The organism is Rathayibacter sp. AC451 (assembly GCF_979253095.1).
The window spans coordinates 2,196,919-2,211,128 of the sequence record NZ_CEEDBD010000001.1 but is presented as its reverse complement, the minus strand read 5'-3'; the positions used below and the strand labels follow the sequence as shown (position 1 = coordinate 2,211,128).

Sequence of the window (14,210 nt, the reverse complement as noted above, 5' to 3'; positions counted from 1 at the left end):
GCGAGCGGGGTAGGAGGAGCGGTCGCTCTCTACACTCGGGGGCAGCGGCAGGGAGGGGCCCGATGACGACTGCGTCCGATCGACCTCCGGTGATCGCCCACTCCGTCATGGCGGGCATCGCCGTCAGCGCCGTCGCCTTCGCCGGATCGATCCTCGCCGTGCCGCTGCTCTTCGCCGGGTCCGCCGGTCTGGCCGCGCTGGCCGTCCTGCCGCTGATCGCCACCGCGCTGCTGCTGAGCGTGTCCCGGATCGTCACGGGTCGACTCCACGTCGGCGCGAATCTCGCGCTCGGCACGCTGCTGACCCTCGCGACGCTCGCCGCTGTGGTCGCGCCGCTCGTGACCGAGGCGCCGCCTCTCCCGCCTCCCCTCCTCGCTGCCGTTCCGCTGCTGCTCGGAGCCGCGGCGGCGTCCGGGTCGCTCGTCGTCCATCCGGGTCGCCCCCGGGTGATCGGAGCAGTGGCGACCGCCGCCCTCCTGGCTGTGGTGGCATCACCCGTGGCGCAGACGGTGGTCGGGCGGACCACGGCGGTGCGCGCCTCGCAGGAGACGGAGTACGAGTACCGGCTCGACTACTCCGTCGTGCCGTTCGAGTCCGATCGACTCACGACGACGGCCGTCGTCATCGGGCAGTACGAGTCCTCCGTCCGGGCGTCGGAGGATCCGCTCGCCCGGCAGGACACCGACCACCTTCCCGACCCGGGGGACATCACGATCCTCACGAGTCGGTTCGACCCGGAGTTCGCGCTCGAGATCCAGGTCTGCAGCCGCTACACGGCTCCGGAGCTGGCGGGGACGGCGGGGAACACCTGCGAGCGCCGCGACGACGGCGTCTGGGTGCTCGAGGTCGACGGATCCCGGATGCTCGCTCGGCTCATCGACTACTCCATCGTCTCCGTGACGGGCTCCGACCAGGAGCGGCTCGAGGAGCTGCTCGTCGCGGTGGTGCCGATGGAGCAGGACGAGTACGAGCGCCGCGTCCGTCTCGCTTTCGAGCGGGATCTGCGCGCCTAGACCCCCGCCGTCCGTCCGGCCACCTCCTGCAGCACCGCGAGCACCCGGCGCACCGGCGGGTGCGCGAGCGCCCCCGGTCGGGCGAGCACGTCCACGTGCCGGACGAGCGCCCCGCCCTCGACGGGGCGCAGCACCATCCCGTCCACCGCGAGCGTCGAGGCGGTGATCCGGGGCATGACCGCGATCGCCGCTCCCGAGCGGACCACCTCGGCCGCCACGAAGAACTCGTTGATCCGGTGCTCGATGCGCGGGGCCCGGCCGCCGAGCGCGCCGAGGTGCTCGAGCACTCCCGCCAGCGGGAAGCCGTCGTGCGTCGAGATCCAGCGCTCGTCGCGGAGCTGCTCGGGGCGGATGCTCGCCTGCGCGGCGAGCGGGTGCGCGGCGTGCAGGGCGATGTCGAGCGGCTCGACGAGCAGCGGAGTGCTGACGATCCTGGCCGACGGCCACTCCGGATCGTGCGCGAGGCGGTGCGCGATCACGAGGTCGTGGTCGGCGGTCAGCCCGGCGAAGCGGTCCTGGGCGACGTCGGCGTCGGTCAGCGAGACGCGCAGGTCCTCGCCCAGCGCTCGCAGCAGCGGCCCGAAAAGGGTGAGGCCTGCGCTGTGGAAGGCCGAGACCCGCACCGCCCGGTCGTCGCGCTCCAGATGCGCGTCGACCGCCGCCTGCGCCTCGGCCAGCGCCTCCTCGACGCGCGCCCCGGCGACGGCGAGCGCCTCGCCCGCCTCCGTGAGCACGAGCCGGCGACCGCTGCGCACCGTGAGAGGGACGGCGACCCCGGCCTGCAGAGCGCCGAGCTGCTGCGACACCGCCGAGGCGCTGATGTGCAGGGCGGCGGCGACCGCCGCGACGCTCCCGCGGTCACCGAGCTCGCGGAGCAGGCGGAGTCGCGCGGGATCCATAAGCATCTGCTTCCTCATCGATCAAGACGATGCCCGTTGTTCTTCATCGTCCGTGGGGACGACAGTAGCCCCATGCCCTCCCGCCGCTCCTCCGACACCGCCGCCGATCTGCTCCTGCTCGGCGTCGCCGCGGTGTGGGGTGCCAGCTTCCTCGCCGCGAAGGACCTCGCGGCCGTGACCGGAGTGCCCTCGGCCGTCGCCCTCCGCTTCCTGGTGGCCGCCGCGGCCCTCGCCCTGGTGTGCCTGGTGCGCCGCGAGCGCCTCCCGCGCGGGCGCGGCCTCGTGATCGCCGCCGTCCTCGGCTGCTCCCAGGCCGCGGTCATCGGTCTCGAGACGTGGGGCGTGCACCTCACCTCCGCCACCAACGCCGGGCTGCTGATCAGCCTCGCGCTCGTGATGACCCCCGTGCTCGAGGGGCTGGCCTCGCGCTCGTGGCTGCCGCGCTCGTTCTTCGTCGCCGCGGTCGCCGCGGTGGTCGGAGTCGCACTGCTCGTCTCGGAGGGCGGGTTCCGCACGCCGACGCCGGGCGACGCGCTCGTGATCGCCGCCGCGGTCGTGCGCGCGTTCCACGTCACCGCCAGCGCGCACCTGACCCGGGGCCGCACCGACGGCACGCTCGGAGTCGTCCTCGTGCAGGTGCTCGTCTGCGCCGGCGCGTTCTCCCTGCTCGCGGGTCCCTCGCTCCCCGTCTCGGCCGCCGCTCTCGACGCGGCGGGCTGGGGGAGCGTCCTCTTCCTCGGGCTGCTCTGCTCGGTCTTCGCCTTCGTCGTGCAGCTCTGGGCGGTCCGGCGCACCTCGGCCGCGCGGGCGAGCATCCTGATGGGCACCGAGCCGGTCTGGGCGCTGCTGGTCGGCACGGTGCTCGCGGGCGAGGCGATCGGGCCCCTCGGCGCGCTGGGCGCGGCGCTCATCGTGGCGGCGGCCTACGCCGGGCAGGCGATCGAGCGGAGGCACCGCCGCGCGCGGTCGATCGCGCACCGCGCCGCCGAGATCGCGGAACGCGCCACTGCGACTCCGTAGAGTGCCGAGCATGCGCACCCTGTACCCCGAGATCGAGCCGTACGAGACCGGCATGCTCGACGTCGGCGACGGCCACTCCGTCTACTGGGAGGTCTCGGGCAACCCCGACGGCAAGCCCGTCGTCTTCCTGCACGGCGGCCCCGGTGCCGGCACCTCGCCCGCGCACCGCCGCCTCTTCGACCCCGAGAAGTACCGCATCGTCCTCTTCGACCAGCGGATGTGCGGACGCTCCACCCCGCACGCCAGCGAGCCCGGCGCGGACCTCTCGACGAACACCACCTGGTACCTCGTCGCCGACATCGAGCGCCTGCGCGAGCACCTCGGCGTCGACACCTGGCTGGTCCTCGGCGGTTCCTGGGGCTCCACCCTCGCCCTGGCCTACGCCGAGACGCACCCGGAGCGGGTCAGCGAGATCGTGCTCCGCGGGATCTTCACCCTCCGCCGCGCCGAGCTCGAGTGGTTCTACGAGGGCGGGGCCGCCGCGGTCTACCCCGACCTGTGGGAGTCGTACACCTCGGTCGTCCCCGCCTCGGAGCGCGGCAGCTTCATCGAGGCGTACTACCGCCTCCTGCACGACGAGGACCCGGCCGTGCACGGTCCGGCCGGCGTCGCCTGGACAACGTGGGAGGCGTCGACCATCTCGCTCCTGCAGAAGCCCGAGATGATCCAGGCGTGGTCCGACCCCGCCTTCGCCCTCGCCTTCGCGCGGATCGAGAACCACTTCTTCGTGCACCGGGGCTGGTTCGAGGAGGGGCAGCTCCTCCGCGACGCCGAGGTGCTGCGCCGCATCCCCGCCGTGATCGTGCAGGGCCGCTACGACATGTGCACCCCGGCCTTCACCGCCTGGGACCTGCACCGCGCCTGGCCCGAGGCCGAGTTCCACCTCATCGCCGACGCGGGGCACGCGTTCGACGAGCCCGGCATCCTGAACGCGCTGATCGAGGCCACCGACCGCTTCGCGTCCTGAGCCCCCACCGCTTCGCGTCCTGAGCCCCCCACCGCTTCGCGTCCTGAGCCGGGAGGCGCCGGCACGCGGGGCTATCCTGAGCGGATGCGCGCGGACGACGACTCCGGGATGGACAGCTGGCCCACGGGCCGACTGCTGTCGACCGCGTCCCGCATGGTCGAGCACGCCTGGCACGGGGCGCTCGCCGAGATCGGCCTCACCCACGCCGGACTCATCGTCCTGCACCTGCTGCAGGCCGGGCCCGTCGCGCAGAAGGAGCTCGCCGCCTCCGCGCACGTCGAGGTGCAGACCATGTCGCGCACCATCGAGCGGCTCGAGCGCGAGGGCCACGTCGAGCGCCGGAGCGACCCGGCCGACCGGCGCCGCCAGCTCGTCTCGCTGACCGCGAAGGGCACCGAGGCGTGGCAGCGTGCGCACCGGCTCGAGGTCGACATGTTCCCGGGCAGCCTCGAGCACGGTCCGCTCCGCGACGCGCTGCTCGAGATCATCCGCTCGACGAGCGAGTCGCGCTGGGGCTGACCCGCGCCTCCGCAAGCCCCGGCGGGGAGCGGCGCCGGACCACTACCGTGACCGCATGACCTTCAACGACGACTCCCAGCTCAGCGGCGGCAAGGTCCGCCGGCGCGGACGCACCACGGGCATCGCAGTCGGCGGCGGCGCGGGCGTCGTCGTCGTGCTCGCGCTGCTGTCGCAGCTGCTCGGCGTGAACCTGACGGGACTCGGCGAGGTCCTCGGCGGCGGAGGCGGCACCTCGCCCGAGCAGATCACCAGCACCGCAGTCGCCTGCGACAGCGGTGCCGACGCGAACACCGAGGTCGACTGCCGCCTCGAGGGCGCCGCCGAGTCGCTCGACCGCTACTGGGCCACCGCGACCGGCACGATCGGCGCGACCTACGCGACTCCGGGTGGCGTCATCGTGTTCGACACCGAGACGAGCACCGGATGCGGCGGCGCGACGGCCGCGGTCGGCCCGTTCTACTGCCCGCCGGATCAGACCATCTACCTCGACACGGAGTTCTTCGACGAGCTGCGGACCCGGTTCGACACCTCAGGCGGATCGCTCGCGCAGATGTACATCCTCGCCCACGAGTGGGGGCACCACATCCAGAACCTGACCGGTGCGATGGAGTCCGCGGACCGCTCCGGCACCGGGCCCGACTCCGACTCGGTGCGCCTCGAGCTGCAGGCCGACTGCTTCGCCGGCGCGTGGGTCGGCGACGCCTCGACCGTGCCCGACGAGACGGGAACGCCCTACCTCAAGCCCGTCACCGCGCAGGAGTACCAGGACGCGCTCGGCGCGGCGGCGGCCGTCGGCGACGACCGCATCCAGGAGCAGGCGACCGGCACGGTCGACCCCGAGGGCTGGACCCACGGCTCGGCCGAGCAGCGCCAGCGCTGGTTCGAGGCCGGCTTCGAGGGCGACGCGGTCGACTGCGACACCTTCGCGGTGCCGGGCGCCCAGCTCTGACTCGAGCCCCTGCTGGTCGAGTAGCCGCGCAGCGGCGTATCGAGACCCGCGCTTCTAGGACACCGAGTCGGCGGGCTCCTCCATGAACCACTCCGTGAACGAGCACGCCCGCCCGTCCGGAGCGAAGCGGATGATCCACAGGTTCAGGTACGTCTCCGCCCCCGGGTAGACGGTCCGCCCCTGCACCACCGCCGTCGCGTCCGTCAGGGCCACGAGACCCCACGCGAAGGTCGGCTCGGCGGGCTCCGACTCCGCTCGCCACCACTCGACGATCGCGTCGCGCGGAGTGATCGCGTCGCGGTGCGGGGCGGTGAAGTACTCGGCGTCCTCGGTGAAGAGCGCGGCCATGTCGGCGGGGTCGTCGCTCGCCCACGCCCTCTCGTAGCCGGCGATCCAGTTCTCGATGTCGATCATCCGCACATCCTCGTCCCGCCCGACCGACTGCGGAAGGGCGCGGAGCGGGAAGGTTCCGGAGCCCTCCGCGGTTCGAGTACCCGGCCGGCGACTGCAAAGCTGGGCAATACATCCCCGACTCGAAGGACCCGCGTGCCCGACTCCGACAGACGCTCCCTCACCCGCACGCCCGACCCGCGTCTGATCACCGCCGTCCTCGCCTTCGCGGGGATGAGCGCGTCGTTCATGCAGACGCTGGTGGTGCCCATCCAGTCCGAGCTGCCGCGACTGCTCGACGCCGACCGCGGCGAGACCGCGTGGGTGATCACAGCGACCCTCCTGAGCGCCTGCATCCTCACTCCGGTCTCGGGCCGCCTGGGCGACCTCTACGGGAAGCGGAGGATGGCGGTCGCGGCGCTCGTGGTGCTGGTGCTCGGCTCGATCGTCTGCGCGTTCGCCGGCGACGTGTGGACCCTCGTCGTCGGGCGCGCGCTCCAGGGCGCGGTCATGGGAGTGATCCCGCTGGGCATCTCGATCCTCCGCGACACCCTGCACCGCGATCGACTGCCCGGCGCGATCGCCCTGGTCAGCGCCACGCTCGGCATCGGTGGTGCACTCGGGCTGCCGCTGAGCGCCCTGATCGCCCAGAGCACCGACTGGCACGTCCTGTTCTGGATGTCCGCCGGGCTCGGCGTCCTCGACATCGTGCTGATCCTGCTCGTCGTCCCGGTGTCGACCCTGCGCTCGCCCGGCCGCTTCGACGTGGTCGGCGCGATCGGGCTCGCGATCGGACTCAGCGGCGTGCTGATCGCCGTCTCACGCGGCAACGACGCGGGCTGGACGAGCCCCGCGATCCTCGGCTCGGGGCTCGGCGGCGTCGCCGTGCTCGTGCTCTGGGGCTGGTTCGAGCTGCGGCAGTCGAGCCCGCTCGTCGATCTCCGCGTCGCCGTGCGGCCCGCCGTCCTCTTCACGAACCTCGCCTCCGTGGCCGTGGGCTTCGCGTTCTTCGGCGCGCAGATCACGCTGCCGCAGATGCTCGAGCTGCCGACCGCCTCCGGGGTCGGCTTCGGCCTCAGCCTGATCGTGGCGAGCCTCGTGCTGGCCCCCTCCGGCCTCGCGATGATGGCGACCTCTCCCGTCGCGGCCGGTCTCTCCTCGCGCTCGGGACCCCGGGTGGTCCTGATCTCGGGCGCCGCTCTGATCGCGGTGTCGTACCTCCTGGTGCTGCCCTTCGGCAGCGAGGTGTGGCAGATCCTCGTGATCAACGCCCTGATCGGAGTGGGCCTCGGGCTCGCGTACGCCGCCATGCCGACGCTCATCATGCACGCCGTGCCCGCCTCCGAGACGGCTGCGGCCAACGGGCTCAACTCGCTGATGCGCACCCTCGGCACGACCCTGTCGTCGGCGGTCACCGCCGCCGTGCTGGCGCAGCTGACCGTCTCGGTCGGCGCCGTCGAGGTGCCGAGCTCCGAGGGGGTTCCGGCTGACCTTCGTGATCGGCGCGGTGGGCGCCGTCGTCGCGGTCGTGCTCGGGCTGCTCATCCCGCGGGTGCCGAAGCCCGACCCGCGCCCCGCGCTGCCCTAGCCCGAGCCGTACCGCCCTAGCCGAGGTCCTGCGGTGTGATCCCGTCCTCGTCCTCCTCGAGCAGCCGCACGATCTGCAGCTCGCGGAGTCGCGTCGTGGTCTGCAGCGTCTCGCGCGCCGCGATCGCCAGGCGGCACAGCAGCACCACGAGGACCACGGCGAGCACGGCGCCCACGACCAGGACGACGACGTACAAGGAGAAGAAGAGGGTGGACGGCAGAGTGGTCATAGCTCCACGCTAGGCGGGTCGCGGTCCGGATCCCTCCCCCGAGCGGCGGAGGTCGGCCGGCCCGGACTCAGGCGAACGCGCCCCGGTAGGCCCGCGCCGGATGCGTCGAGGGCAGCTCGTCCGTCCCGAAGAGCTTGCGCCGCAGCGTGCCCTCCGCGTACTCCGTCTGAGCGAGCCCGCGCTCCTGCAGCACCGGCATCACCCGGTCGACGAACTCCTCGTAGCTGCCGGGCAGGATCCAGTTGACGACGTTGATGCCGTCGATGCCCGCGTCGCGCCACTCGGCGAGATGGTCGGCGATCTGCTCGGGTGTGCCCACCACGCGCCCGCGGAGCTTCGCCGAGAGCCGCGCGAGGTCGCGCACCGTCGGCTCGCGATCGGGCGACGCGTCGCGGATCCACTGCAGGTGGCTCTGCCCGGCGTAGGTCTCGATCGCCGAGAGCGGCAGATCCGGATCGAGCTTCTCGCCCGTCTTCGGATCGAAGCCGAGGTTCGAGTGCAGCAGGAACGCGTCCGACGACAGGTACTCGTCGATCTCGCGCTCGGCGCGGCGAGCCTCCTCCTCGGTGTCGCCCGTGATGAACGAGAGACCGAGGTAGAAGGCCGGGACGCCGTCCCCGCGACCCGCCTCCGCGGCGAGCCGGCGCGTGTCGACGATCAGCTCGCGCGTCTTCTCGGGCGACCCCGAGAAGACGAACTGCGCCTCCGCGTTGCGCGCCGCGAAGCGCCGGCCGGCGGGGGAGGAGCCGGCCTGGAACAGCACGGGCGTGCGCTGCGGCGACGGGGCGGACAGGTGCGGCCCCTGCACGCGGTAGCGCTTCCCGACGTGGTCGATGCGGTGGATGCGCGACGCGTCGGCGAACGCGCCGGCCTTGTCGCGCAGCAGTGCGCCGTCGTCCCACGAGCCCTCCCACAGCTTGTAGACGACGTCGAGGTACTCCTGCGCCCAGGCGTAGCGCTCGTCGTGCTCCTCGAGCCGGTCGTAGCCGAAGTTGCGCGCGGCGCCGTCGAGGGCGCTCGTGACGATGTTCCAGCCGATCCGCCCGTTCGAGACGTGGTCGAGCGTCGAGACCTTGCGGGCGAAGTCGAATGGGTGCGACTGCAGCACCGAGCTCGTGAACGCGAAGCCGAGGTGCTCGGTGCTCACGGCGAGGGCCGAGAGCAGCACGGCCGGATCGTTGCTCGGCAGCTGCAGGCCCTCGCGCGCGTTGACCTCCCAGTCGCCGTCCGCCGGGCCGTAGAGGCCGGCGACGTCGGCGAAGAACATCGCGTCGAAGCGGCCGCGCTCGAGGGTGCGGGCGAGGTCGATCCACAGCTGCACGTCGTCGAACTCGTGCTGACGGGCGTCGGGGTGGCGCCAGAGCCCGTGCTGGATGTGGGAGGCGGTGTTCATGACGAACGCGCAGTAGCGCAGCGGACGCGGCTCGGTGCTCATCGCCCCAGGCTAGGACGCATCACCGGCATCCGGCGGCGACGGCGATCGCGTCGTCGCCCGGGGAGCCGTAGGGCTCGACCCCCGAACCCTCGGTGTACCCCAGGGAGAGCGCCCAGGCGGTCGCCCACTTCTCGTCGTCGCCGTCGAAGGGCGCTGCCCGGTACAGGTCGTAGCAGCTCTGCTTCGAGGTGATGGCGTGCCCGACCTCGTGCGCGACGAGCCCCACGGTCCAGCCCGCGTCCCAGTAGCGCTGGATGCTCTCGGTGAGCTGGATCCGCGACGGCGCCCCCTCCTGCAGGCTCCACGTCGCCAGGCCGGCCCCGGAGTCGCGGTCGCCGTACGCGACGCCGTCCACCTCGATGCTCTCCTCCCAGGAGATGTCGATCGGCACGCCGCCCCCGATCGAGTCGGCGAAGTCGAGCACCTGCTGCTTCCTCGGCCAGTCCGCTGCGGCACGCTCGACGAGACCCTCCTCCTGCGACGCCTGCAGCGCCTCGACCTGCGCGAGGTACGCGCGCAGGGCGCCCGGGTCCGAGAAGTCGAGCGGGACCGGGTCGCTGCCGTACCCGTAGAGCGCCTTCTCGACCAGCCAGCGCGACTGGTGCGTGGCGGCGGTGCTGCTCGCGATCAGCGCCTCGGCCGTGGCGGCGGTGCTCCGGGTGAACGCGGTCGCGGCGGCGCCCGTCGCGGACAGGAGCGGACGGACGCGGACCCGCTGCTCCTCCTGCTCCCGGGCCTCCTCGGCCAGCTCCGCCGCCCGGGCGTCGAGGTCGTCGGCCGCCGCGAAGCGCTCGTCGGCTCCCTCCGGCGCCTCGGGCACCGCGACCGCCGCCCGCGCGGCGACGGGGACGTCGTCGGCCGCATCGACGAGGGCGTCGATCGCCGCCTCGTAGGCGTCGCGCGCCGACGGATCCACGGCCGCGTCGTCCGCCTCGTCCAGCACCGGTCGGATCCCCTCCGTCTCCTCCCCGACGGACTCCTCGAGCGCCGCCCACGCATCGACGGCCCGATCGTGGTCGGCGGCCACCCGTTCGAGCCCCTCGGACGCCTCGGCGAACCGCTGCTGCGACACGGAGTCGCGGACGAGGACCGCCGTGCCCGCGCCCGCGGCGAGGAGCAGGAGCGCCGCACCGCCCGCGATCGCGCGCCGAGCCGTCTGCGGGATCCGGCGCCGGGGCGGTCGGCCCGGCGAGACGGTGGCCGGATCGGGAGGCGGGAAGGTCGGACCCGGGGCGGCGGTGCTCACACGATCCAGTATGGCCACGCGTCCCGGTCCCGCCGCAGGGCGTCCTGTGAGCAGACGCTCCTCCCGCTCACACCGGGCCGCTGGCTGCGCCCGCGTAGGGTGTCCGACTGTGGATCGCCGCCCCTCCGAACCCTCGCTCGCCGCCCTGCCTCCGCTCACGGACGCCGGTGCGCAGGCCCTCGACGCGGGCACCGTCGCCGAGATCCGAGCGCTGCGCGACGACTTCGCGCGGTTCATGCTCCAGTACAAGTTCGGCATGGACGAGATCGTCACCAAGGTGTCGATCCTGCAGGAGGAGTTCCGGGAGCTCCACGACTACAACCCGATCGAGCACGTCTCGAGCAGGCTCAAGTCGGCCGACAGCCTCATCGAGAAGATCGAGCGCAAGGGCTGCGACACCACGTTCGAGGGCATCTCGGGAGCGATCACCGACATCGCGGGCGTGCGGATCACGTGCAGCTTCGTCTCGGACGTCTACCGCGTCTTCGAGCTGCTCACGTCGCAGCCGGACGTGACGGTGCTCGAGGTGAAGGACTACATCGCCTCCCCCAAGGAGAACGGCTACAAGAGCCTGCACGCGATCGTCGAGGTGCCGGTGTTCCTCTCGGGCGGATCCGTCGACGTCTGCGTCGAGGTCCAGTTCCGCACGATCGCGATGGACTTCTGGGCGAGCCTCGAGCACAAGATCTACTACAAGTACGACCGCCAGGTGCCCACGGAGCTGCTCGACGGACTCGCCGACGCGGCCCGCACGGCCGCCGCTCTCGACTCCGACATGGAGCGCCTGCACCGGCAGGTGCGCGGCGAGCTCCCGATCGAGCGCCCGCCGCTGCGCGCCCTCGATGTCTGAGACGTCGGGCCGGCTCAGCCCAGCGCCGTCACCAGCACCAGCAGCAGCACCGCGGTGCCGTTCAGCGTCGCGTGCGAGATGATCGCCGCGCCGAGCCGACCGGTGACGGTCGAGATCCAGCCGTGCGCGAGACCCGCCACCACCGTGGTCACTCCGAGCGTGGCGATCGTCGCGGGGTTCACCATCTGGTGCCCGTGCAGCAGTGCGAAGACGAGCGTCGAGGCGATGATGCTGAACACGGCCGCCCAGACGCGCCGCCCCCGGGTCGGGGGAGCGGCCTCGGTCCTCGTGCGGAGCATGCGGTTGCGCACCGCCCGCATCACGACGCCGCGGCAGAGGATCTCCTCCACGATCGGCGCGACGACCACGGGGATGACCACGGAGCTGAGGACGAACCACAGCGGATCCGGTTCGAGCTCGAGGTTCCCCTGCGCGTCCTGGAGGAACGGGGAGAAGCCCAGGAGCACCAGCACGATGGCGATCCGCACCGCGATCCCGAGGCCGATCCCGATCGGCACGTCGATCCAGCGGAACCGCAGGCCGAAATCGGCAGCCAGCGACTTCAGCCCGCGCAGCCGCGAGGCGAGGATCGGCACGACCAGGCCGATCAGGTAGCTGCCGAAGGCGCCGGCGAAGGCGAGCCCGGGGGAGTAGGGCAGCACGCCGAAGCCGAACAGCAGGATGAGCACCGCGAGCGGCACCACGATCCCCGCGATCGTGAGCACGGCGGTCGGCAGTCCCCAGCGAACGCGCGGATCGGGGAGGTAGAGGAGCGACGAGTACGGCGCATGGATCGACGGCTGCGGCTCGGGCGCCTGCTGAGGCGCCGGCCAGGCGGTCGGCGTGGGCCATCCGCTGGGCGCCGCGGCGTACGGAGGCGCGACCGGAGGCTGCTCGGGAGCGACGGTCGACGGATCGGGCGGCGGGAAGGCGGCGGGATTCATGGCCTCACCAGGCTACGCAGGCAGGCTGGGCGAACGGCCCGGCACGCGTGCTCTGCAGGACGAGTCCTCCTCGCACGCGTCCGGACATGAAGAAACCCCCGCCATGTAGAAGCTAGGCGAGGGTTTCCGTGGCTCCGACGGGCGTCGATCCCGTGACCTCACGATTTTCAGTCGTGCGCTCTACCAACTGAGCTACAGAGCCGTTGCGACGTTCCGCCGCTGAAAAAGGCCCTTCCTCTCGGAAGGGCCCCTTTGCGACCCTGACGGGACTTGAACCCGCGACCTCCGCCGTGACAGGGCGGCACGCTAACCAGCTGCGCTACAGGGCCTCGTTGCGAAGACAAGCATACTGCCTTCGAGGCTATTCGATTTCCACCCGCTCGTTTCCGACCGGTTCTTGCTCGGTGCCGTCTTCGTGACCCCAACGGGATTCGAACCCGTGCTACCGCCGTGAAAGGGCGGCGTCCTAGGCCACTAAACGATGGGGCCGGAAGCTGCAGGGCGACCCTGCGGCCGACCCCACCATGACTACCGACACGCAAGCATACGGATGATCGCGCCAGATGCAAAATCCGAACGTTTCGCACACGTGAACAACCCCGTCCGGGGTTGCCGCATCTCTAGGCGCGGCGGTAGGGGCTTGGTTAGGGTTGGTCGGAATTGCCCTTCCCCCGGCGACGGCCCGCGTCGTCCTGCCGTGGTGAGGGATCCCCCGATCACCCCGAGGTCCCATGCTCTCTCTCCCGCGCCGCCGTCGCCCCGCACCGTCATCGGGCGCGCCACGGCTCGGGCGGCTCCGCTCCGCCGCGCTCGCGTCCGCGGTGCTCGCGCTCGTCGCCGGTCTCCTCGTCGCCACTCCCGCGCAGGCGGCCGAGTACCCGACGTGGGCCGACGTGGAGGCCGCCAAGGGCGACACCCAAGCGGCCGCCGCGCAGGTCGAGAACATCACCTCGCTGATCGCCGGACTGCAGGACGAGGTCGCCGCGGCCCAGGAGCTCGCGCAGAAGCGCGGCGAGGAGTACTTCACGGCACAGGAGGCGTTCGACCTCGCCGCCGACCGCGCCACGTCGCTCGACACCAAGGCCACCGCGAGCGCCGACGAGGCCGACGCCGCGTCGCAGCAGGCCGGCCTGCTCGCCGCCCAGCTCTACCGCACCACCGGCACGGACCTGTCCGTCAACATCTTCCTCGACGGCGAGAGCACCGGATCCGATGATCTGCTCGGCCGCATCGGCAACATGACCAAGCTCGTCGAGCGCTCCAACGCGATCTACGAGCAGGCGAGCACCGCCCGCAACACCGCTTCATCGCTGGCCGACCAGGCCGAGGTGGCGCAGACGGAGCGCGAGCGCCTCCGGGTCGCCGCCGAGGCCGCCCTCGCCGAGGCCACGAGCGCCCAGCAGGCGTCCGAGGCCGCGCTCGTCGAGCAGCAGGAGCAGAGCATCGTGCTCGAGCAGCAGCTCGCCGCGCTGCGCGACACGGAGTCGCGCACCGTCGCCGAGTACCAGGCGGGAGTCGCCGCGCGCGAGGCCGAACGTCAGCGCAAGCTCGCCGAGGAGGCCGCCGCCCGCCAGGCCGCGGCCGACGCCCAGCGCGCCGCCGCGCAGGCCGCCGCCGCAGCGGCTGCGGCCGCGGCTCCCCGTCCCAGCTCCGGGGGTGGCGGTGGCGGCTACTCTGCCCCTGCTCCGGCCCCCGTCGCGGGCGGCGGATCGACCGCGGTCAGCGACTCCGGCTGGGTGAAGCCCGTCAACGGGCGCATCACCGGCACGTTCGGACCGCGCGGCAGCCTCTCGACCGGCGGAGGATCGACCAGCTCGTTCCACCGCGGCACCGACCTCGCGGCTCCCTGCGGCACCCCGATCTTCGCCGCTCACAGCGGCACCGTCACCTACGCCGGCGTGTTCGGCACGTACGGCAACTGGATCGAGATCAACCACGGTGAGGGCATCAGCACCGGCTACGCCCACATCATCGCGGGCGGCATCTACGTGAGCGTCGGCGAGCGGGTCGAGGCCGGTCAGCAGATCGCCGCGGTCGGCTCCACCGGCGCCTCCACCGGCTGCCACCTGCACTACGAGACCCGCGTGAACGGCACCGCCGTCAACGCCCAGCCCTTCATGGCCGCACGAGGAGTGACCCTTGGTTGACGCCCGGACCACCG

At 72.4% G+C, this 14,210-nt stretch carries 14 protein-coding genes and 3 tRNA genes; 8 read left to right on the top strand and 9 right to left on the bottom strand.

All coding sequences use genetic code 11. The features are described 5' to 3' along the window. Positions 1–62: 62 nt before the first annotated feature. Entirely contained in the window at positions 63–1,013 is a 951-nt protein-coding gene (locus AC0CID_RS10615) for a hypothetical protein (RefSeq protein WP_465226774.1), read from the top strand. Here AC0CID_RS10615 and AC0CID_RS10610 read toward each other — a convergent pair. Continuing rightward, the gene (locus AC0CID_RS10610; RefSeq protein ID WP_465226773.1) at positions 1,010–1,918 is read right to left on the bottom strand and encodes a LysR family transcriptional regulator; all 909 of its coding nucleotides are present in this window, start codon (positions 1,916–1,918) and stop codon (positions 1,010–1,012) included. The two genes, AC0CID_RS10615 and AC0CID_RS10610, sit on opposite strands and share 4 nt — an antisense overlap. A 66-nt stretch (positions 1,919–1,984) precedes the next feature. On the opposite strand from AC0CID_RS10610, the gene AC0CID_RS10605 reads away from it, so the two are divergent. The 4 genes from AC0CID_RS10605 (at position 1,985) to ypfJ (ending at position 5,367) form a co-directional block, all read left to right on the top strand. Further along, positions 1,985–2,932: a DMT family transporter gene (locus AC0CID_RS10605; RefSeq protein WP_465226772.1), complete on the top strand. Its 948-nt coding sequence runs from the start codon at positions 1,985–1,987 to the stop codon at positions 2,930–2,932. 10 nt (positions 2,933–2,942) lie between these two features. Further along, positions 2,943–3,899: a prolyl aminopeptidase gene (gene pip, locus AC0CID_RS10600; RefSeq protein WP_465226771.1), complete on the top strand. Its 957-nt coding sequence runs from the start codon at positions 2,943–2,945 to the stop codon at positions 3,897–3,899. Positions 3,900–3,983: 84 nt separating this feature from the next. After that, positions 3,984–4,418, top strand: a complete 435-nt coding sequence (locus AC0CID_RS10595) for a MarR family winged helix-turn-helix transcriptional regulator (protein ID WP_465226770.1) — start codon at positions 3,984–3,986, stop codon at positions 4,416–4,418. A gap of 55 nt (positions 4,419–4,473) precedes the next feature. Beyond that, positions 4,474–5,367 (top strand): KPN_02809 family neutral zinc metallopeptidase, encoded by an 894-nt coding sequence (ypfJ, locus tag AC0CID_RS10590; RefSeq protein WP_207406636.1) that lies wholly within the window; start codon positions 4,474–4,476, stop codon positions 5,365–5,367. A gap of 54 nt (positions 5,368–5,421) precedes the next feature. On the opposite strand, the gene AC0CID_RS10585 is transcribed toward ypfJ, so the two are convergent. Beyond that, positions 5,422–5,781 carry a nuclear transport factor 2 family protein gene (locus AC0CID_RS10585; RefSeq protein ID WP_465226769.1) on the bottom strand — a complete coding sequence of 120 codons (360 nt, stop codon included), beginning with the start codon at positions 5,779–5,781 and terminating at the stop codon, positions 5,422–5,424. A gap of 132 nt (positions 5,782–5,913) precedes the next feature. Between AC0CID_RS10585 and AC0CID_RS10580 the strand changes: the two genes are divergently transcribed. Further along, positions 5,914–7,365, top strand: coding sequence for an MFS transporter (locus AC0CID_RS10580; RefSeq protein ID WP_465226768.1), 1,452 nt, complete (start codon positions 5,914–5,916; stop codon positions 7,363–7,365). On the opposite strand, the gene AC0CID_RS10575 is transcribed toward AC0CID_RS10580, so the two are convergent. From AC0CID_RS10575 to AC0CID_RS10565, 3 genes are all read right to left on the bottom strand, one after another. Next, entirely contained in the window at positions 7,362–7,574 is a 213-nt protein-coding gene (locus AC0CID_RS10575; protein ID WP_465226767.1) for a hypothetical protein, read from the bottom strand. The two genes, AC0CID_RS10580 and AC0CID_RS10575, sit on opposite strands and share 4 nt — an antisense overlap. Before the next feature lie 67 nt (positions 7,575–7,641). Next, positions 7,642–9,009, bottom strand: coding sequence for an LLM class flavin-dependent oxidoreductase (locus tag AC0CID_RS10570; RefSeq protein WP_465226766.1), 1,368 nt, complete (start codon positions 9,007–9,009; stop codon positions 7,642–7,644). A 19-nt stretch (positions 9,010–9,028) separates the two neighbouring features. Then, positions 9,029–10,255: a hypothetical protein gene (locus tag AC0CID_RS10565; protein ID WP_465226765.1), complete on the bottom strand. Its 1,227-nt coding sequence runs from the start codon at positions 10,253–10,255 to the stop codon at positions 9,029–9,031. Positions 10,256–10,490: 235 nt separating this feature from the next. On the opposite strand from AC0CID_RS10565, the gene AC0CID_RS10560 reads away from it, so the two are divergent. After that, a complete protein-coding gene (locus tag AC0CID_RS10560; protein ID WP_465228082.1) occupies positions 10,491–11,105 on the top strand; it encodes a GTP pyrophosphokinase in 615 nt (204 codons plus the stop codon). 14 nt (positions 11,106–11,119) lie between these two features. Here the strand turns inward: AC0CID_RS10560 and AC0CID_RS10555 are convergent, their stop codons facing one another. From AC0CID_RS10555 to AC0CID_RS10540, 4 genes are all read right to left on the bottom strand, one after another. Next, the gene (locus tag AC0CID_RS10555) at positions 11,120–12,049 is read right to left on the bottom strand and encodes a lysostaphin resistance A-like protein (protein WP_465226764.1); all 930 of its coding nucleotides are present in this window, start codon (positions 12,047–12,049) and stop codon (positions 11,120–11,122) included. A gap of 129 nt (positions 12,050–12,178) precedes the next feature. Beyond that, positions 12,179–12,251, bottom strand: a tRNA-Phe gene (locus tag AC0CID_RS10550). A gap of 53 nt (positions 12,252–12,304) precedes the next feature. Further along, positions 12,305–12,378 (bottom strand) — tRNA-Asp (locus AC0CID_RS10545). Positions 12,379–12,465: 87 nt separating this feature from the next. After that, a tRNA-Glu gene (locus tag AC0CID_RS10540) sits at positions 12,466–12,538 on the bottom strand. 242 nt (positions 12,539–12,780) lie between these two features. Here AC0CID_RS10540 and AC0CID_RS10535 point away from each other — a divergent pair. Continuing rightward, positions 12,781–14,196, top strand: a complete 1,416-nt coding sequence (locus tag AC0CID_RS10535; protein ID WP_465226763.1) for a peptidoglycan DD-metalloendopeptidase family protein — start codon at positions 12,781–12,783, stop codon at positions 14,194–14,196. Positions 14,197–14,210: the final 14 nt, after the last annotated feature.